Raw genomic sequence first — 19432 nt, forward strand, 5'->3', positions numbered from 1 at the left:
GTGAGCGGATACCGGAGCACCGGTCACTGCCCTTCGACAAGCTCAGGAACCGCTTGTCGAAGGGCGGGACTGGCGCTCAGATCAGGCCTGGCACTGCTTGGCGTTGGTCTTCTTGCAGATGTCGCGGATGGTGTCGTAGTACGCGTCGTCGACCGGCGAGGTGCCGTAGAAGGTCGCGCGGAAGGCGTCGCTGTCGGCGCTCTTCACGCCGGAGTCGATGATCTGGTCGATCGTGACCTCGGACAGGGCCTTCTCGAGCTTCTCCTTCACGTCGGTGGGCAGCGAGTCGGACTCGACGATCGGCGCACCGGGGACCATGGTGCGGGCGATGACCTTCACGCCGTCGTTCTTCTCGACCTCGGAGTCCTCGGCGAAGCCCGCCTCGCACTCGACGCCCTCGGCGGTCTTCGTCACCGAGACGTCGTGCTTGCCGGCGAAGACCGGGGTGATGTCCTTCTCGGGGTCGATCCCCGCCTCGAGCAGGTTGTAGCTGGGGAAGAGGTAGCCGGAGGTGGAGGACGGGTCGACGAAGCAGACCTTCTTGCCCTTGAACTCCTCGATCTTCGTGATCGACGAGTCCTTCGGGACGATCGCCTCGGAGTAGTAGCCCGGCTCCTGCCCCTTGTCGGTGATGATCGACGAGATCGGCGTGATCTTGGCCCCGTTGTTGAGCGCGGTCACGTAGGTGAAGCCGGAGAAGGAGGCGACGTCGATCTTGCCGGCCACGGCCGCCTCGATGAGGGCCGCGTAGTCGGTCGACTCGTGGTATTCGACCTTCTTGCCGGTCTCCTGGGCGATGTAGTCCATGAGCGGCTGGTAGTTGGTCTGCGTGTCGACCGAGTCGGGGACGACACCGAAGACGAGGGTCTGGTCGTCGACCGCGAAGGTCCCGGCCGCGGCGGAACCGGTGTCGCTGGCGCTGGCGCTCGAGCAGGCGGCCAGGCCGATCGAGAGGAGGGCGGCGGCGCCGAGCGCAGCGACGCGGGTGAGGGAGAGCTTCATGTGCTGGGACGTACCTTTCAGAAGGACCGATGCACCCGCCCGCTCCGCGCGTGGCTCCGGTGGATCGGAACCGCGAGTGACCGACGCGGGCACTGCTGTGTGCCGTACGTGTGATCACGCTACGAGCGGCGCCCGAACGGGGTCGGGCCTCCCGGTGAACAGGAGGTGAAGCCCCGCGGAAGGATCGATCAGGCAAGCCACGACCGTCGTCCGCCGAGCCGCCTAGACTGCTGGAATCCGCCCATCCGAGCAGCAGAGCAGGTGAGTCGTTTGCCCCTCGACCCGATCTTCGTCGAACGAGCGCGGACGCACCGCGCCTACCTCATCTCGACCGCACTCGAGCAGGCGAAGGCCTTCTTCCTGCGACCGAAGACGACCACCGTCGCGCGCCCGAAGCCAGCTCCCGCGGCGGACCCGACGGCGACCTCCCCGAAGGCCGCCGGACCGGAGGCGAAGCCCTTGAGCCCGACGGCGAAGGCGACCACCGCCGCACCCCGCCGCAAGAAGACGCGCGCACAGCACCGCAAGGCGGCGCGGAACTGGGACAAGAAGGAGCTCGCGACCGTCGGCGTCCCGGGCCCGGAGCTGCGCATCGAGGAGCACACGATCCCGGTCGCCGGCTTCCCCGACGTCCGCATCCGGCTCTACCACCCGCCGACGGCCGAGGGCGACCAGGCGGTGCCCGCGGTCCTGTCCTTCTTCGGTGGGGCGTTCCGCATCGGCGGGATCGACTACCCGACGACCGACGCGGGGTTCCGTCGTCGGGCGGCCGACGCCGGCGTGGTCGTCGCCGCCGTCGACTACGCGCTCGCTCCCGAGCACCGGTACCCGACGCAGCTGGAGCAGGCCCATGCGGCGCTCGAGTGGCTGTTCACCGAGGCCGCGACGCTCGGGATCGACGCGCGGCGGATCGCCGTCGCCGGGGTGTCCGCCGGCGGCAGCATCGCGGCGGCGCTGACGCTCGTGAACCGCGAACGCGGCCGGCTGCCCATCCGACTCCAGCTACTCGAGGTGCCGGTCACGGACCTCACCGGCGGCCACATCGACCTCCGTCCCGTGCGGGAGATGGGCATCCCGAGGATCTTCGCGATCAAGGAGCTGCGTTCCGTCGCGAAGACCTACCTCCTCGATCGACGTCAGGCGAAGGAGCCGCACGCATCGCCCCTCCTCGCCCGATCGCACGCGGACCTCCCCCGCGCCGTGATCCTCACGGCCGAGTACGACCCGCTCCGCGGTGACGGCGCGGCCTACCTCGCCGCGCTCCGGGCCGACGGCGTCGACGCGAGCGGGACGATGTACCTGGGCGCGACGCACGACACCCCGATCTTCGGCGGCGTACTCCCTGCGGCCCGCCGCTGGCACGACGACGTCGTGACCGCCCTGCGGTCACTCCACGACGCGGACTGAGTCGGGCCGCCGCGCCCACCGGCTTCCCCTCGGGCCGGAAAGCTGGAATCGTGTCGGCATGGACGCCCACGAGATCCGGAACGCCTACCTCGACTTCCTCGAGCGGAACGGCCACGCGCTGATCACGCGGGCGCCGCTCGTCCCACGCGGCGACACGAGCACCCTGTTCAACGGCAGCGGGATGCAGGCACTCCTGCCGTACCTCCTCGGTGAGGATCACCCCGACGGACGGCGGCTGACCGACAGCCAGCCGTGCGTCCGGGCCCAGGACATCGAGGACGTCGGCGACAACCGGCACACCACCTTCTTCGAGATGCTCGGCAACTGGTCGCTCGGCGACTACTTCAAGGAGACGCAGATCCGGCAGTTCTTCACCTTCCTGGTCGACATCGTCGGGCTGGACCCGGAGCGGATCTCCGTCACCTGCTTCATCGGCGATCCCGCGAACGGCATCCCGCGCGACGACGAGGCCGCGTCGATCTGGGCATCCGTGTTCGCCGAACGCGGGGTCTCCAACGGGATCGCGGAGATCGGCTCACAGGCCGACGGCGACGCCCGCGGGGTGCGGCCCGGAGAGCGGATCTTCTTCTACGACGGTGGCGAGAACTGGTGGTCCCGCGGCGGGTCACTCGAGGGCACACCGATCGGTGACCCGTGCGGCCCCGACAGTGAGGTGTTCTACGACTTCGGCCCCGAGTACCAGGATCCGTCCTTCGGCCTCGCGCATCCCGCGAGCGACGGCGGACGGTTCATGGAGATCGGCAACCAGGTGTTCATGCAGTACCGCCGACGCGAGGACGGCTCGTTCGAGGAACTCGCCAGACGCAACGTGGACTTCGGCGGCGGCCTCGAACGCATCGCCGCCGCGTCGATCGACTCCGACGACGTCTTCCGCATCTCGCTCCTGTGGCCCATCGTCGAGCGACTCCAGGAGCTCACCGGGAAACGCTACGAGGACGAGACCGCCGCGATGCGCATCATCGCCGACCACCTGCGCGGGGCGACGTTCCTGGCCGTGGACGGGGTGCGTCCGTCGAACAAGGAGCAGGGCTACGTCATGCGGCGACTGCTCCGACGGGCGATCCGGCTCGCGCTCTCGCTCGACCTCCACGAGAACTTCTTCGGCGAGATCGTGCCCGTCATCGCCGGGCTGTACGCCGACGACTACCCGGAGGTGGCCGCCGCCCGCGACGAGGTGGTCGCCGTCCTCGTCAAGGAGGAGCAGTCGTTCCGACGCACGCTGGGCGCTGGCCTCCAGATGGTCCAGGGGTACGCCGGGCGGGTCATGACGGGACACGACGTGTTCCGGCTGTCGGACACGAACGGCTTCCCGAAGGAGCTGACCATCGAGGAGGCCGGGCGCCTCGGCATCGAGGTCGCTTCCGACTGGGAGGCGGAGTTCGCGGCAGCCCTCGCCGAGCAGCGCGCGCGGTCCCGCGGGGCGACGCACCTCGGCGCCGCCGGTCTCCCGGGCGGCGACACCGCCTGAGGGTCGGCCTCCGCTCAGTCGCGCTTGAGCATGTCGATGCCGGCACCGGCGAACTGCCGGAGCGTCGCGTCCGGCAGGAATGCACGGGTGAGCGCCGCGGCGATCCGGGTGAGGTCGCCCTCGTCGCGGTACAGGAGGTAGATCGGCTCCGATCGCGGGTTGAACTTCTGCTTGAACCGGTGGAGGGACGAGAACCCGTACACGGGCTCCAGGATGCCGCTGAGCTGCCCCAGCAGGTGCGCGATTCGCCCTTCGTCGTCCTCGACCCGGTGCGCGAGCGGCGCACCCGAGAGCGAGAGGATCTGAGCACCCTCCTCGGCGAAGACCTTGGCCGAGGAGGCGATGAGGAACTCCATGACCGAACCGAAGCCCTCCTCACGTCGCCGCATGAGGTCGAGCGTCCACCCGCGGTGCTCGCCATCGGGGCCGAAGACCGGGAGCCAGCTGAGGAAGCCGTCGACGTCGCCGTCGGGTGAGATCGCGAGTGCCAGACGGACCTCGGGGTCGTCGGCCTCCTGCAGGGTCCCGAGGGTGAACCGCATCTCGGGCAGACCCTTGTCACCGACCCAGCCTTCGGAGATGGCGCGGATCTGCTGTCGGACGCCCCAGGTCTCGGCGGCGTAGGTGCTCATCCGGAAGACCATCCCCTCGCGCTCGGCCTTGTTGAGCGCCGTGCGGATGTTCGACCAGGCCTTGCCGGTGAACGCGAGGCCCGGGAGGTCGACGATCGTGTCGTCGGCGATGATGAGGTCGCGCCATCCCTCGGGCATCGCGTCCTTCGTCGCCTGGCTGGAACTGAAGAAGCACGGGATGAGGGAGTCACGCTCGGCCGCCTGGACGAACTCCTCGACGCTGGCCTGGAGGTGCTCCGGCGGGCCGAGCGGGTCGGCGAGCACGATCGCGACACCGGCGTGCTTCTGGTAGGGCACGAGGCCCACCGAGGTGCGGAAGTACTCCATGCCGTCCCACGTGGCCATCCAGGAGAGCGAGCCGCCGCCGTCGGTCCGGATGAGCGCGCGGGCGTCGTCCGCCGACGGCAGGTCCTGCTGCTGCTTGCGCCCGACGCCGAGCTGCCGGCGTCGGTGGGACGCGAACGCGCTGCGGGTCGCAAGGAGGTAGACGAGGAAGGCGAGCCAGAGCATCGACGTCGCCAGGAACACGTCGGTGTCGCCCCAGTCGATCGGGAGCTCGGCGGGGTCCAGCGGCGACAGCGCCAGGTACAGGACCGCGACCAGGACGTTGAGGATCGCCCAGACGACGCTCAGCACCCATGCCCAGCGGCGACCGAGCCGCAGGCCGTTGGCGACCAGGACGATCACGACCGTGTCGATCGCGACGTCGAGCCACGGGCCCTCCGCCGGAGCGGTCGGACCGAACGGGCCGTTGGTCGGCACGAGCAGGGCGACGATCTGGACGACACCGAGGGCCACGCTCGTCGTGAACGCGAGCAGTCGGCGCTCGCGGACGCTGGCCCGCTGGATGCGGAAGGAGCGGTTCACCGCGAGGACGAAGAGCACCGCGAAGGCGTGCTCGAGGTCCGCGAGCGAGCCGATGAAGAGGACCCCGATCGCGGCGTAGGACGCGACGATGATCCAGCCCCGCTGCCGCCACGGAGAGGCGAAGAGCGACACACAGGCGGCGAAGCAGGCCATCGTCCCGCCGGACGGACCGACGTCGAGCATCCCGGCGAGGCTCGTCGCCCAGGGCCAGGGCAGCTGACTCGCGGCCCAGAGGAACCCGGCGGTGGCGAGGACCGCGACGAGCTGACCGGCGGCGAAGGTGATGAGCGCCACTTTCGATCCCCGCCACCACTCCAGCAGGCCGACCCAGGCGAACCCGATCACCGCGAACACGTAGGCCCAGGGCTCCACGACGAGGAACGTCCCGGTGACGGGGGTCCACCAGCGCCCGGCCTCGAAGGCGGGCAAGCCGTAGGCGACCGCGTCCCACCACGGTTGCGCCGTCGTCGACTCCCAGAGGCCACGCCCGACGACCCCGACGACGAGGACGACCAGCACCAGGGCGATCGTGACCGGCACCCGGCCGACCACCGTTCGTATCCTCATGCGCGCTGCCCCCTTCGTGGTTCCACGGAGCACACGCGCGCCGTGCGGTCGAGGCTACAGAACGGCCGCGCGCGACCGCAACGCATCACCGTCCGGCAGGCTGACCAGCGCGAGCCAGAGTTCGGCCCGAGCGGCGAAGGTGTCGAGGGGTCGCCCGAGCACCTGTTCGACCCGGGTGATGCGGTTGCGAAGCGTGTGTCGATGGATCCCGAGTCGCCGCGCGGCGGGCTCCCACTGACCGTTCGCCTCGAGCCAGCCGCGGAGGCTCGGCACGAGGTCGGAGCCCTCATCGCGGTCGACGCGGAGCACGGGCTCGAGCAGTTCCTCGGCCACGGCGGCGGCGCGGACGGGGTCGAGCAACCCGGCCATCCCCGCTGCGGCGAGCGCCCCGAACCGCACGACGGCCTCGCCGGCGGAGACGGCGTGCTCGTGTGCGGAGACCGCCTGCTCGATCCCCGTCGTCAGTTCAGCGAGCGCGACGGCTCGGGAGAGGCCGAGCCGCCGAGCGGGGGCCGCCGCGATCGCCGCCTCGACCGCCCGATCGACGTCCGTCTCGGTGTCCCCGTCGGCCGCGGCGAGGAGGAGGACGGGCCGTCCGTCCTGCTCGGCGACGAAGAGCGAACCCGGACTGAGCGTCTCGGCCCGTTCCAGCTCGGTGAGGAGCGCCTCGCGTGCTTCGGTCTGCCCGGAGCAGACGCCGACACGAACCGCTCCGGTCGGCAACGGCGTACCGAGCTGTTCGGCGACCTCACGCGCCGCGGTGGTCTGTCCGGCGCGGAGCAGCTGCCAGACGCCGGTGCGCAGCGAGCGCCCAGCCCGTCCGAGCGCGCCGCCCTGCTCGAGGGTGAGCCCGGCGATGGCGACGACGGAGGTCACGACGCTCTGGGCCGCGGCGTCCAGGGGTCCGTCGGTCCCGGCGATGGCGAGGACACCTCGGAGGTCCCCACGCCGACCGAGGGTCTGCAGCGACACCGTCCGGGTGCGGCTCGCGAGCGTCGCCCCCGACCGCTGTCCGCGGCTGAGGAGCATGGTGGCCTCGCCGGCCACCCGCTCCAGGAGGCGCTCGGTCTCGGGACCGGCGGTGGGCCCGTCGCCCGCGATCGCCACCGGGGTCGCATGCGCGTCGAAGAGCACGACCCAGGCACCGAGCGACCGAGCGAGTTCGGTGACGACGGCGGCCGTCGCGTCGGGGCGGAGCGCGGCGAACGCGATGGCGCGCTGGGCGCCCAGGGCCCAGGCGTCCCTCGCCCGCGCCGCCTCGGTGAGGAGGTCGGCCGCGTACCTGCTGACGGCGATGAACGGCGTGCGATAGGGCACCTCGATGAGCGGCATCCCGTGTGCCGCGCAGGCCTCGGCGAGTTCCGGCGGCGTCCCGGCCGTGATCACCTCGGTGCCGAACCCGAGGCCTGCGACACCGGCGCGGGCCAGGCGGGCGACGTACGCCTCGACCTGGGTCGTCGAGACCGCGGTCCCGAACTGCGTGCCCGTCGTGAGCAGCACCTGGTCGGCGAGGAGGAAGGGCGTGGGGTCCGGCAGGTCTGACCCGGAGACCCAGGCGATCTGACGGTCGAGCGCGCCCTCGGACCCCGCCACCACGAGCTTCAGGCCGAGCGCACGGTGGTCGAGGAGGTCCTGCAGCGTCGGTGCCATGGCGTGATTCTACGCACGGCTGCCGGATCGTCCAACCGGTACCGGTGAAATGGACAGATTGTCGACTGCCTCGACGCGGACCGCTGCCTAGCCTGGGTGCACTGCTCGCGGACGACCTCGGCGCCCCCGCCGGACGCGGCAGCCGAAGGAGTACCGATGACGAGCAGCACCGCAGCCCCCGCGCCCTCCATCCTCGGCGGACCCTCGCTCCCTCAGGAACGTCGCCTGGTCACCGCCATCCCCGGACCGATCTCCGAGGAACTCATGGCTCGGAAGCACGCCGCGGTCGCGTCCGGCGTCGGCACGACGATGCCGGTGTTCGCGGCCGGCGCGGGCGGTGGCGTCCTCGTCGACGTCGACGGCAACTCCCTCATCGACCTCGGATCCGGCATCGCCGTGACCGGCGTGGGCAACAGCAACCCGCGCGTCGTCGAGGCCGTCACCCGACAGCTGCAGGAGTTCACCCACACCTGCTTCACCATCACCCCCTACGACTCCTACGTCGAGGTCGCCGAGGCGCTCAACCGCCTCACCCCCGGCGACCACGCCAAGCGCACGGCACTGTTCAACTCGGGCGCGGAAGCAGTCGAGAACGCGGTGAAGATCGCCCGCAGCCACACGAAGAAGCAGGCGGTCGTCGCCTTCGACCACGCGTACCACGGCCGCACGAACCTGACCATGGCCCTCACCGCCAAGTCCATGCCCTACAAGAGCGGCTTCGGCCCCTTCGCCTCCGAGGTGTACCGCGCGCCATTGTCCTACCCCTTCCGTGACGGCGGGCTCACCGGCGCCGAGGCGGCGCAGCGCGCGATCACCCAGATCGAGAAGCAGATCGGCGCCGACAACCTCGCGGCGATCATCATCGAACCCATCCAGGGCGAGGGCGGCTTCATCGTCCCGGCGGATGGCTTCCTGCCGGCCCTGCTCGACTGGGCCCGCGCGAACGACGTCGTCTTCATCGCCGACGAGGTGCAGACCGGCTTCGCCCGCACGGGTGCGATGTTCGCGTCCGAGCACTTCGACATCGTGCCCGACCTCATCATCACCGCCAAGGGCATCGCGGGCGGCCTGCCACTCTCCGCCGTCACCGGACGCGCGGAGATCATGGACGCCCCGCACGCCGGCGGCCTCGGCGGCACCTACGGCGGCAACCCGCTCGCCTGTGTCGCCGCCCTTGCGGCGATCGAAGCGTACGAGGAGGAGGACCTCGCAGCCTCGGCCGGGGCGATCGAAACCCGTATCGTCGACCGCTTCACCGCGGCACAGGCCTCCGACCCCCGCATCGGCGACATCCGCGGGCGCGGCGCCATGATGGCGGTCGAGTTCGTCGACCCAGCGACCGGCGAGCCCGACGCCGCCCTCACGGCACGCGTCGCCAAGGCCGCCCACCAGGCCGGGGTCATCGTCCTCACCTGCGGCACCTACGGCAACGTGGTCCGCTTCCTCCCGCCGCTGACCATCCCCGTCGAGCTGCTCGACGAAGGACTCGACGTCGTCCTCGAGGCGCTCGCCGCGAACTGACGCCCCGCCCGCCGCTTCCTGAGCTTGTCGAAGGGCCGCCCTTCGACAAGCTCAGGGACCGATGGGGTCCCCGCCCTTCGACAAGCTCAGGGACCGATGTGATCGTCCCCGAGCTTGTCGAGGGGCATGCACGCTGAAACACTGTGACCGACGGCACCGACACCACCAAGGAGCTCCACCCATGACCGACGCACGTGAAACCGATCTGCTCGCCAAGGTCCCGAACGGCCTGTTCATCGGAGGCGTCTGGCGCGACGCGACGGAGGGCGCGACGCTCGACGTGAGCGACCCGTCCACCGGCGACGTCATCAAGACGATCGCGGACGCCTCGGTCGCCGACGGCACCGCGGCCCTCGACGCAGCCGTCGCCGCTCAGGACGAGTGGGCGGCGACCGCTCCCCGCACCCGCTCCAACATCCTCCGGAAGGCCTTCGACCTCCTCCAGGAGCGTCGCGAGGAGTTCGCCCTCCTCATGACGCTCGAGATGGGCAAGCCGCTCGCCGAGGCGAACGGCGAGGTCACCTACGGTGGTGAGTTCCTCCGCTGGTTCTCCGAGGAGGCCGTCCGCATCTCCGGACGCTACGGGTCGAACCCCGAGGGCACCGGCATGATGACCGTCTCGCAGCACCCCGTCGGGCCGTGCTTCCTCATCACCCCGTGGAACTTCCCCCTCGCGATGGCGACCCGCAAGATCGCCCCGGCGCTCGCCGCCGGCTGCACGGTCGTCGTCAAGCCCGCCGAGCTCACGCCGCTCACGACCCTGTACTTCGTGAAGCTGCTCGAGGACGCCGGGCTCCCCGCCGGCGTCGTGAGCGTCATCACCACCTCCAGCTCCTCCGCAGTGTCCGGCCCGATCATCGCCGACCCGCGGCTCCGCAAACTGAGCTTCACGGGCTCGACGGCCGTCGGTCAGAAGCTCATCGAGCAGTCCGCGAAGAACGTCCTCCGCACCTCGATGGAGCTCGGCGGCAACGCCCCGTTCGTCGTGTTCGAGGACGCCGACCTCGACAAGGCCGTCGAGGGCGCGATGGCCGCCAAGTTCCGCAACATCGGACAGGCGTGCACCGCAGCGAACCGCTTCATCGTCCACCGCGACGTCGCGGACGAGTTCGCGAAGCGCGTCACTGACAAGGTCAACGCGTTCCGCATCGGTCGTGGCACCGAGGACGGCGTGACGATCGGCCCGCTCATCGACGACCGCGCGGTCGCGAAGGCGAAGACCCTCGTGGGCGACGCCGTCGAGCGCGGCGCCGAGGTCCTCACCGGCGGCGAGGCCGTCGACGGACCGGGCACCTTCTTCCAGCCGACGGTTGTCACCGGCGTCGTGCCGGGGTCCGACATCCTCCGCGAGGAGATCTTCGGCCCGGTCCTCGCGATCGTGCCGTTCGACGACGAGGACGAGGCCGTGCGGCTTGCGAACGACACCGAGTACGGGCTCGTCTCCTACGTGTTCACCACCGACCTCGCCCGCGGACAGCGCATGATCGGCCGTCTACAGACCGGCATGATGGGCCTCAACGTCGGCGTCATCTCGAACGCCGCAGCACCGTTCGGTGGTGTCAAGCAGTCGGGCATCGGACGCGAAGGCGGACTCGAGGGCATCCACGAGTACCTGTACACGAAGTACACCATGACGCCCATCGGCTGACCCGCCTCGGTCGGCACAACGGAAACCGTCGCCGATCGCCGATACGACCGGCGACCTCGCCATCCTCGGTTCCATCCGACCGCCGGATCCGCCATACTCGACTATCGGCGCCGGTCCCGAGCACCAGCCGACACCCGAGTACCATCCCAGTCCAGAGCACCACCCGGCACCCACAGCCCCACCCGGCCCCCGAGCACCACCCGGCACCCACAGCACCACCCCGGCCCCCGAGCACCACCCCGGTCCCTGAGCTTGTCGAAGGGCCACGAACAGGAAGACACCTCATGAGCGCTATCGAACGCGACGTCGTCATCATCGGCGCCGGGGCCTCCGGGCTCACGGCCGCCACCAAGCTCCGCGCGGCGGGCCTGTCCGTCGCCGTCCTCGAGGCGCGCGACCGCGTCGGTGGTCGCCTCTGGACGAACCACATCGACGGAGCCATGCTCGAGCTGGGCGGCCAGTGGGTCTCCCCCGACCAGACCGCGCTGCTCGCCACGCTCGAGGAGCTCGGGCTCGACACCTACTCCCGCTACCGCGAGGGCGACAGCGTCTACGTCAACGCCGAGGGCGTGCGCACCCGCTTCACTGGCGACATCTTCCCCGTCGCCGAGTCGACCGCAGCCGAGATGGAGCGACTCATCACCCTGCTCGACGAGCTCGTGGAGGAGGTCGGCGTCACCGAGCCGTGGGCGCACGCCCGGGCGAAGGAGTACGACCGCATCTCATGGAGCGCCTGGCTCGCCGAGCAGACGGACGACGTCGAGGCGCGCGACAACATCGCCCTCTTCATCGCCGCCGCGATGCTCACGAAGCCCTCCCACTCCTTCTCGCTCCTGCAGGCGCTCCTCATGGCGGCGTCCGCCGGCAGCTTCACCCACCTCGTCGAGGCCGACTTCATCCTCGACAAGCGCGTCGTCGGCGGCCTGCAGCAGGTTCCGATCAAGCTCGCCGAGGCCCTCGGCGACGACGTCCACCTGTCCTCGCCCGTGCGTCGCCTCGAGTGGTCCGACGCCGGCGTCTCGGCCGAGGCGGACAGCGTCACGGTCAACGCGCGGTACGCGATCGTCGCCGTCCCGCCGAACCTCTACTCCCGCATCGACTTCCAGCCGCCGCTGCCGCGCCTCAGCCACCAGATGCACCAGCACATGTCGCTCGGGCTCGTCATCAAGGTCCACGCCGTGTACGAGACGCCGTTCTGGCGCGAGGACGGCCTCTCGGCCACCGCGTTCAGCCCGTACGAGCTCGTCCACGAGGCCTACGACAACACGAACCACGAGGACCCGCGCGGCACGCTCGTCGGGTTCGTCTCGGACGAGCGCGCCGACGAGGTCTTCAAGCTGAGCGCCGAGGAGCGTCGCGAGCGGATCCTCACCTCCCTGTCCCACTACTACGGCGAGCAGGCGCTCTCCCCCGTCGTCTACTACGAGAGCGACTGGGGCAGCGAGGAGTGGACGCGCGGCGCGTACGCAGCGAGCTTCGACCTCGGTGGGCTCTCACGCTACGGCGCCATGCAGTCGACGCCGGTCGGTCCGATCTTCTGGTCGACGAGCGACCTCGCCGCCGAGGGCTACCAGCACGTTGACGGCGCGATCCGCAAGGGAGCCGACACCGCCGAGGCGATCATCGCCCGCCACCAGGCGTAAGCGTCTCCCGGTTCCTGAGCTTGTCGAAGGGCCACCCCCGTCGATACCCTGCACCAACGAAACACCCGCACACCGCCGTGCATCCTGGTCCCGGTTCCTTAACCGGCGGTTCCTGAGCTTGTCGAAGGGCAGGAACCGCCATCACACGCTCGCACCCGATCGAAAGCGAACACCAGATGAGATACATCGTTGGCTACACCGATACGCCGGCGGGACGCGACGCGCTCGCGCTCGGCATCCGGATCGCTCGGACCACCGGCGCGCGGCTCGACATCGTCCTCGTGCTCGCGAACGAGGAGCGCCCGACGATCACCCCGGCCGATCCCGGGTACGAGCGGTTCCTCCGTGAGACGGCCGAACGCTGGCTCGCCGAGGCGCTCGACGCGGTCCCAGCCGACATCACGGCCAAGACGCACCTCGTGTACGACGAGTCGTTCGCGGAGGGCCTCTTGGAGGCCTCCCGCATCCTCGAGGGCGGGCTCATCATCATCGGTGCGGCGCGCGGCGGACTCCTCGGCCGGTTCACGCTCGGCAGCGTCGCGAACACGCTCCTGCACTCGGCGGTCGTCCCGGTCGCCCTCGCTCCGGTCGGCAGCCGCGACCTCCTCGACGCGCAGCCCACCGGCGGCACGGTCAGCCGGATCACCTGCGCGATCGGCACCCGTGCCGGCGCGCACCAGCTGCTCGACGCGGCCATCGTCGTCGCCAAGAACGCGGTCATCCCGCTCCGCCTGGTCTCGCTCGTCGCGCTCGACCAACCCGAGGGCGCCGAGCACCCCGAGGCGACCGCCCGGGCCGAGTCGCACGCAGCGGAAGTCCTCGCCTACGCGACCGAGCACCTGCCGAAGGACATCGACGTGACCACCGAGATCGCCTCGGGCACCCGCATCGAGGACGCCGTCTCGCACCTCGAGTGGAAGCCCGCGGAGATCGTGCTCGTCGGTTCCAGCCGACTCGCCACCCCGAAGCACCTCTTCCTCGGCTCCACGGCAGCGAAGATGCTGCGGGAGCTCCCCGTACCCATGGTGGTCGTGCCCCGCGACTCCGTGCTGACCCTCGGAGACCCGACATGACTCCTCCCGAAACCACTCCCCCGCGCGACGTCGCCCACCCCGAGACCACCGCGACGGGCGCCCTCTCCAAGAAGGGCCTCGGCGCCGGCACCGTCGGCCTCGTCGGCGCGATCGTCATCGGCATCTCGTGCATCGCCCCGGCGTACACACTGACCGGTGCCCTCGGTCCGACCGTCGCGGAGGTCGGCACCCACGTGCCGGCCATCTTCCTCGTCGGCTTCATCCCGATGCTGCTCGTCGCCTTCGGCTACCGGGAGCTCAACAGCCGCATGCCGGACTCCGGCACCTCGTTCACCTGGGCGACGCGCGCGTTCGGCCCGTGGGTCGGTTGGATGGCCGGTTGGGGCCTCATCGCCGCGACCATCGTCGTGCTCTCGAACCTCGCGGGCATCGCGGTCGACTTCTTCTACCTGATGCTGTCGCAGATCTTCCAGAACCCCGACATCGCCGGCCTCACGTCGAACCCGTTCATCAACGTCATCACCTGTCTGGCGTTCATGCTCGGGGCGACGCTCATCTCCTACCGCGACATGCAGACGACGCAGAAGCTGCAGTACGTGCTCGTGGGCTTCCAGTTGCTCGTGATGGTGCTGTTCGGCATCGTCGCCTTCGCGCACGTCGCGGGCGGGGACGCGTTCGACGCCCTCCCGATCTCGCTCGACTGGTTCAACCCGTTCGCCGTCGGGTCGTTCAGCGCCTTCGCCGCCGGCCTCTCGCTCTCCATCTTCATCTTCTGGGGTTGGGACGTCACGCTGACGATGAGCGAGGAGACGAAGGGGTCGAGCTCGACGCCAGGCAAGGCCGCCACGGCCACGGTCGTCATCATCGTCGTCCTCTACCTGTTCCTGTCGGTCGCGCTCATCAACTACGCGGGCGTCGGCGACGGCGAGTTCGGGCTCGGCAACGAGGACATCCAGGGCAACGTGTTCTTCTCGCTCGCGGGGCCCATCCTCGGTCCGCTCGCGATCCTCGTGTCCATCGCGGTGCTGTCGTCCTCGGCCGCCTCGCTGCAGTCGACGTTCGTCTCCCCCGCGCGGACCCTGCTCGCGATGGGGCACTACGGCGCGCTGTCGCCGAAGTTCTCGAAGGTGCACCCGAAGTTCTTCACGCCCGGCTACGCGACGATCGTCTCGAGTGTCGTCGCGTCGGTGTTCTACGCGGTCATGCGCTTCATCTCCGAGGACGTGCTCTGGGACACGATCACGACCCTCGGCATGATGATCTGCTTCTACTACGGCCTGACGGCGTTCGCGTGCGTCTGGTACTTCCGGAAGCAGTGGTTCTCGAGCGCACGGAACTTCTTCTTCCAGTTCTTCTCCCCGCTCGTCGGCGGTCTCATCCTGGGCGTGCTCTTCTTCACCACGATCATCGAGAGCGCCGACCCCGACTACGGCAGCGGGTCGAACATCGGCGGTGTCGGGCTCGTGTTCATCCTCGGCATGATCATCATCGTGGCGGGCATCGTGATCATGCTCATCCAGGCGAAGCTCCGACCGGACTTCTTCCGCAACAAGACGCTCGCCCGCGGCATAGCCGGCGACGCGAACGAAGCGGACGCCGCCCTCCCGGAATGACCCGCTGACCACGACGCCCGTCCGACGCACCTCGTCGGACGGGCGTCGTGCGCTCGGCGCTAGACTGTTCGCATCCCCGCCGCGTCGCAACGAAAGAGACCTCCGTGCCGACCATCGTCGTAGAAGTCATGCCGAAAGCCGAACTGCTGGACCCCCAGGGCAAGGCCGTCGCCGGCGCCCTCGCGCGTCTCGGCAAGAGCGAGTTCACCGATGTCCGCATCGGCAAGCGCTTCGAGCTCACGGTCGACGGCCCCATCACCGACGCCACGCGCGCCACGGTGCAGCAGATCGCCGACGACATCCTCTCGAACGCCGTGATCGAGGACGTCGTGGCCATCCACTACCCCGAGGGCTCCGAGGCATGACAACCCGTATCGGTGTCATCACCTTCCCCGGTTCGCTCGACGACCGCGACGCTCAGCGCGCGGTCCGCATGGCGGGTGCCGAGCCCGTCGCGCTCTGGCACGGCGACCACGACCTCCAGGGTGTCGACGCCGTCATCCTTCCGGGTGGCTTCAGCTACGGCGACTACCTCCGCGCCGGCGCGATCGCCGCAGTCTCGCCGATCATGACCGAGCTGAAGGACGCCGCCGGCAAAGGCATGCCGATCCTCGGGATCTGCAACGGCTTCCAGATGCTCGTCGAGGCGCACCTGCTGCCCGGTGGCCTCATCCGGAACGCCCACCAGCAGTTCATCCGTCGCGACCAGCTGCTCACGGTCGAGAACGCCGACACCGCCTGGACCCACCAGTTCTCGAAGGGGCAGGAGATCACCATCCCGCTCAAGAACGCCGACGGCGGCTACATCGCCGACGCCGAGACTCTGGCACGTGTCGAGGGCGAGGGCCTGGTCGCCTTCCGCTACGCGGGCGTGAACCCGAACGGTTCGCTCGACGACATCGCCGGCCTCACGAACCCGGCCGGCAACGTCGTCGGGCTCATGCCGCACCCCGAGCACGCGATCGAGCCGGGCTTCGGTCCCGACACCCCGCTCGCCATGCGCTCCGGTGTCGACGGTCTCGCCTTCTTCACGAGCGCTGTGCAGGCCCTCCAGGCGGTCTAGCAAACTTACGTCGTTTCCACGCCCGTCCCGATCCGTCGGGGCGGGCGTGTTGCGTCGGTGGATGGATCCCGCAGCGACGCCCAGGTCCCTGAGCGTCGCCCCGGTCCCTGAGCCTCAATCCGGTCCCTGAGCCGCACCCCGGTCCCAGGGCCGCACCCCGGTCCCAGAGCCGCACCCCGGTCCCAGAGCCGCACCCCGGTCCCAGAGCCCCCACCCAGTCCCAGAGCCCCCACCCGGTCCCTGAGCTTGTCGAAGGGCGGCCCGCACCACCGGCTACCATCGACACTGGTCGGACCAATCGAGGGGGCAGTATGGCGGAGCCGCTCGAAGCGCTCGTGGCGAGGCTCGTTGAGCTGGCCACGCCGGAGCCCGGCACCACCGCGCGGCGACTGCCGCCGGAACGCGAGCTCGGTGAGGCACTGCAGATGAGCCGCGGCGCCCTTCGCGAACAGCTCGCGGTCCTCGAACGGCTCGGCTTCCTCCACCGCACCCAGGGTCGGGGCACCTCCATCGACGCTCCGGGCGACGACTTCGTCCGCAGTTGGTTCACCATCTCCCGTCAGCTGGGCTACCTGTCCGACGACCAGTTCGCCCGCTCGCGCATGATGCTGGAGGAGACCGTCGCCGAGGCGGCGGCCGGGCTCGTCACCGACGAGGCGGTCGCGGTGCTGCGCGACGACGTCGACCGCATGATCGCCGCGACGCTCGCCGGGGATCACGATGCGGCGCTCGAGGCCGACGTCGACTTCCACAGCCGGCTGAACGCCATCGTCGACGACCCGATCTTCCGACTCATGCACGAGGGCTTCAGTCACGTGCTGCGCGAGACGATCCGGCAGCGTCGACTCCGCGCGATCGAGGTGGAGCAGCCGGACGAGCGCGGCGTCCGGCGGACCGACAGCGTGCACTACGCCGTCGTCGACGCCCTGGCCGCTCGAGACGCCGAGGCCGCCCGACGCGCGATGCGCCGGCACTTCGAGGACTGGTTGCAGCTCGAAGCCGACGACGGCGCGAGCTGACGCTTCGCGGCCGCCACGCCGTTCGGGCAACCTCAACCGATCCCTGAGTCTGTCGAAGGGCACTCGTTGGCACTTCGACAAGCTCAGTGACCGGAAGAGATGCACGCGGATTCCTTCCGGACCCAGAGCAACCCCCTCCGGTCCCTGAGCAACCCCCTCCGCTCCCTGAGCAACCCCCTCCGCTCCCTGAGCAACCCTCTTCGGTCCCTGAGCAACCCTCTCCGGTCCCTGAGCAACCCTCTCCGGTCCCTGAGCCTGTCGAAGGGCACTCATAGCACTTCGACAAGCTCAGTGACCGGAAGAGGTGCACCCGCACTCACTCCGGTCTCCGAGGGCCCCCCTCCGGTCCCTGAGCCTGTCGAAGGGACCACGGGAGAACCCCGCGAATCCGGCATGTCTCCTCCGCTCCCTGAGCCTGTCGAAGGGCCCACGGGAGAACCCCGCGAATCCGGCATGTCTCCTCCGCTCCCTGAGCCTGTCGAAGGGCCCACGGGAGAACCCCGCGAATCCGGCATGCCTCCTCCGCTCCCTGAGCCTGTCGAAGGGCCCACGGGAGAACCCCGCGAATCCGGCATGCCTCCTCCGCTCCCTGAGCCTGTCGAAGGGCCCACGGGAGAACCCCGCGAATCCGGCATGCCTCCTCCGCTCCCTGAGCCTGTCGAAGGGCCCACGGGGACACTTCCACAACCGGGCCGACTCAGCATCTGGAATGTCAGTGGTCCATGGTGGACTGGTTCCATGACCGAGACCACCACCACCGCGATCCACGCGAGCGACGAGTACGCCGCGCGCCTCGCGGAGTTCTCGGACCACTACGCGGACATCCAGCGGCGGCGTGCTGCTTTGGACGCCGAGGAGGCTCGGTTGCTGGCCCGTTCCGCGGCCTACGCCGACGCGCTCGCGGACTCGGTCGTTCCGGCCGTGTTCCCGCCGGCCGAGCGACTGGCCCTCACGCGCCGCTCCACCTGCGCAGCCCTCGCGATGGCGACCCGAACGCCCGAGCGGACCGTGCAGCGGGCGACGAACGACGCCGAGCGCCTCGTGAACGACGCGCCCGCCGTGCTCGCCTCGCTCGAGGCCGGCCGTATCTCGGCGCGGCACGCACAGACGATCATCGACCAACTCACTGACGTGCCGACCGCAGGGCGGCCGGTGTTCCTCGCTGAAGTCCTGCCGGTCGCGGAAGAATCGACCAACGCGAACCTCCGCAGGCGCGCCCGTGTCCTGCGCGAACGTCTCCACCCCGAATCGATCACGGCCCGGGCGGTCCGCTCCGAGGCCGACCGCCGCGTCGAGTTCGAACCCGCAGCCGACGGCATGGCCTGGGTGCACCTCTTCACCACGGCACCGATCGCCCAGGGCATCATCGAGCGCGTCGAAGCAGCCGCCGCCGAATCGCGCCAGGCCGGGGACACCCGCACGTGCGCTCAGCTTCAGGCCGATGCCCTTGCGGCGCTCGCGCTTACCGGCGTGACCCCGGAGGACGTGATGTCGAGCCCGGTGCTCCCGCACCCGATCGAGGTCCAGGAACACATCAAGCCGACCGTGCAGATCACCGTGCCGGCGCTGAGCATGGCCGGCGTCAGCGACGCCCCGGCCACCCTCGACGGCTACGGCCCCATCGACCCGGAGACCGCCGCACGCATCGCGGTGAACGCACCCAGCTTCACCCGGATCCTCGTCCAACCCGAAACCGGCGCGATCCTCTCCGTCGGACGCAACCGGTACCGCGTTCCCGCCGACCTGCAGCGCGCAGTGCGCCTCCGGGACGGCACCTGTCGCGCACCAGGCTGCGGCAGACGCGCCCGGGCCTGCGACCTCGACCACTCGGTCGCATGGGAAGACGGCGGGACGACGGATGTCGGTAACCTCGCGTGTCTCTGCAGACATCATCACCGGATGAAGCACCTGCCCGGCTGGAACCTCGACCACCAGCCGGGCGGGGTACTCGAGTGGACGACACCTGACGGGAAGCAGTATCGGACGGAACCCGATCCCGCGCCCTTCTGACCAGTTTTGGTCCCTGAGCCTGTCGAAGGGGGTGGGTCCTCGTGGGCACTTCGACAAGCTCAGTGACCGGGAGAGGTGTGCCTGGAACGATGAAGAGTCCCCGTGGGCACTTCGACAAGCTCAGTGACCGGGCTGGACTGTGCTCGCACGCTTTTCGGTCCCTGAGCCTGTCGAAGGGCAGCCGAGCCGCGCCACCTCGGCCATCGGGCTAGGGTTCCCCGAATCACCCTCGATCGCTGAGCTGCGCCGCACCGGGCCCGTCGACGT

14 protein-coding genes are annotated in these 19432 nt (G+C 69.9%); 11 read left to right on the plus strand and 3 right to left on the minus strand.

The features are described from left to right. Positions 1-81 precede the first annotated feature (81 nt). The gene (locus ACZZZB_RS06110; RefSeq protein WP_463529196.1) at positions 82-1002 is read right to left on the minus strand and encodes a phosphate/phosphite/phosphonate ABC transporter substrate-binding protein; all 921 of its coding nucleotides are present in this window, start codon (positions 1000-1002) and stop codon (positions 82-84) included. Between the two features lie 261 nt (positions 1003-1263). On the opposite strand from ACZZZB_RS06110, the gene ACZZZB_RS06115 reads away from it, so the two are divergent. Both ACZZZB_RS06115 and ACZZZB_RS06120 read left to right on the plus strand, forming a co-directional pair. Further along, positions 1264-2409, plus strand: a complete 1146-nt coding sequence (locus ACZZZB_RS06115) for an alpha/beta hydrolase fold domain-containing protein (RefSeq protein WP_463529197.1) — start codon at positions 1264-1266, stop codon at positions 2407-2409. A 58-nt stretch (positions 2410-2467) separates the two neighbouring features. Continuing rightward, positions 2468-3898, plus strand: coding sequence for an alanine--tRNA ligase-related protein (locus tag ACZZZB_RS06120; RefSeq protein ID WP_192018776.1), 1431 nt, complete (start codon positions 2468-2470; stop codon positions 3896-3898). Positions 3899-3912: 14 nt separating this feature from the next. On the opposite strand, the gene ACZZZB_RS06125 is transcribed toward ACZZZB_RS06120, so the two are convergent. Together ACZZZB_RS06125 and ACZZZB_RS06130 are read right to left on the minus strand one after the other, a co-directional pair. Next, positions 3913-5964 (minus strand): bifunctional lysylphosphatidylglycerol flippase/synthetase MprF, encoded by a 2052-nt coding sequence (locus tag ACZZZB_RS06125; RefSeq protein WP_463529198.1) that lies wholly within the window; start codon positions 5962-5964, stop codon positions 3913-3915. Between the two features lie 54 nt (positions 5965-6018). Beyond that, positions 6019-7614 (minus strand): PucR family transcriptional regulator ligand-binding domain-containing protein, encoded by a 1596-nt coding sequence (locus ACZZZB_RS06130; protein ID WP_463529199.1) that lies wholly within the window; start codon positions 7612-7614, stop codon positions 6019-6021. Between the two features lie 156 nt (positions 7615-7770). On the opposite strand from ACZZZB_RS06130, the gene gabT reads away from it, so the two are divergent. The 9 genes from gabT to ACZZZB_RS06175 all read left to right on the plus strand — a co-directional run bounded on the left by gabT (position 7771) and on the right by ACZZZB_RS06175 (position 19165). Next, complete coding sequence (gene gabT / locus ACZZZB_RS06135) at positions 7771-9135, plus strand: 4-aminobutyrate--2-oxoglutarate transaminase (protein WP_463529200.1); 1365 nt, start codon at positions 7771-7773, stop codon at positions 9133-9135. A 181-nt stretch (positions 9136-9316) separates the two neighbouring features. Then, positions 9317-10783 (plus strand): NAD-dependent succinate-semialdehyde dehydrogenase, encoded by a 1467-nt coding sequence (locus ACZZZB_RS06140; protein ID WP_463529201.1) that lies wholly within the window; start codon positions 9317-9319, stop codon positions 10781-10783. Between the two features lie 284 nt (positions 10784-11067). Then, on the plus strand, positions 11068-12426 hold the full coding sequence (locus ACZZZB_RS06145; protein ID WP_137242332.1) for a flavin monoamine oxidase family protein: 1359 nt from the start codon (positions 11068-11070) through the stop codon (positions 12424-12426). 176 nt (positions 12427-12602) lie between these two features. Beyond that, positions 12603-13499, plus strand: coding sequence for a universal stress protein (locus ACZZZB_RS06150; RefSeq protein ID WP_086474644.1), 897 nt, complete (start codon positions 12603-12605; stop codon positions 13497-13499). Next, positions 13496-15073 carry an APC family permease gene (locus ACZZZB_RS06155; RefSeq protein WP_079705048.1) on the plus strand — a complete coding sequence of 526 codons (1578 nt, stop codon included), beginning with the start codon at positions 13496-13498 and terminating at the stop codon, positions 15071-15073. Before ACZZZB_RS06150 ends, ACZZZB_RS06155 begins: the two co-directional genes overlap by 4 nt. Before the next feature lie 104 nt (positions 15074-15177). Beyond that, positions 15178-15438: a phosphoribosylformylglycinamidine synthase subunit PurS gene (purS, locus tag ACZZZB_RS06160; protein ID WP_064294182.1), complete on the plus strand. Its 261-nt coding sequence runs from the start codon at positions 15178-15180 to the stop codon at positions 15436-15438. After that, positions 15435-16136 (plus strand): phosphoribosylformylglycinamidine synthase subunit PurQ, encoded by a 702-nt coding sequence (gene purQ / locus ACZZZB_RS06165; RefSeq protein WP_064294181.1) that lies wholly within the window; start codon positions 15435-15437, stop codon positions 16134-16136. The genes purS and purQ overlap by 4 nt, the downstream gene beginning before the upstream one ends. 311 nt (positions 16137-16447) lie before the next feature. Continuing rightward, complete coding sequence (locus tag ACZZZB_RS06170) at positions 16448-17155, plus strand: FadR/GntR family transcriptional regulator (RefSeq protein ID WP_430891998.1); 708 nt, start codon at positions 16448-16450, stop codon at positions 17153-17155. A 738-nt stretch (positions 17156-17893) separates the two neighbouring features. Further along, the gene (locus ACZZZB_RS06175) at positions 17894-19165 is read left to right on the plus strand and encodes an HNH endonuclease signature motif containing protein (RefSeq protein ID WP_463529202.1); all 1272 of its coding nucleotides are present in this window, start codon (positions 17894-17896) and stop codon (positions 19163-19165) included. Positions 19166-19432: the final 267 nt, after the last annotated feature.

This window comes from Plantibacter sp. AC185 (genome assembly GCF_979258065.1).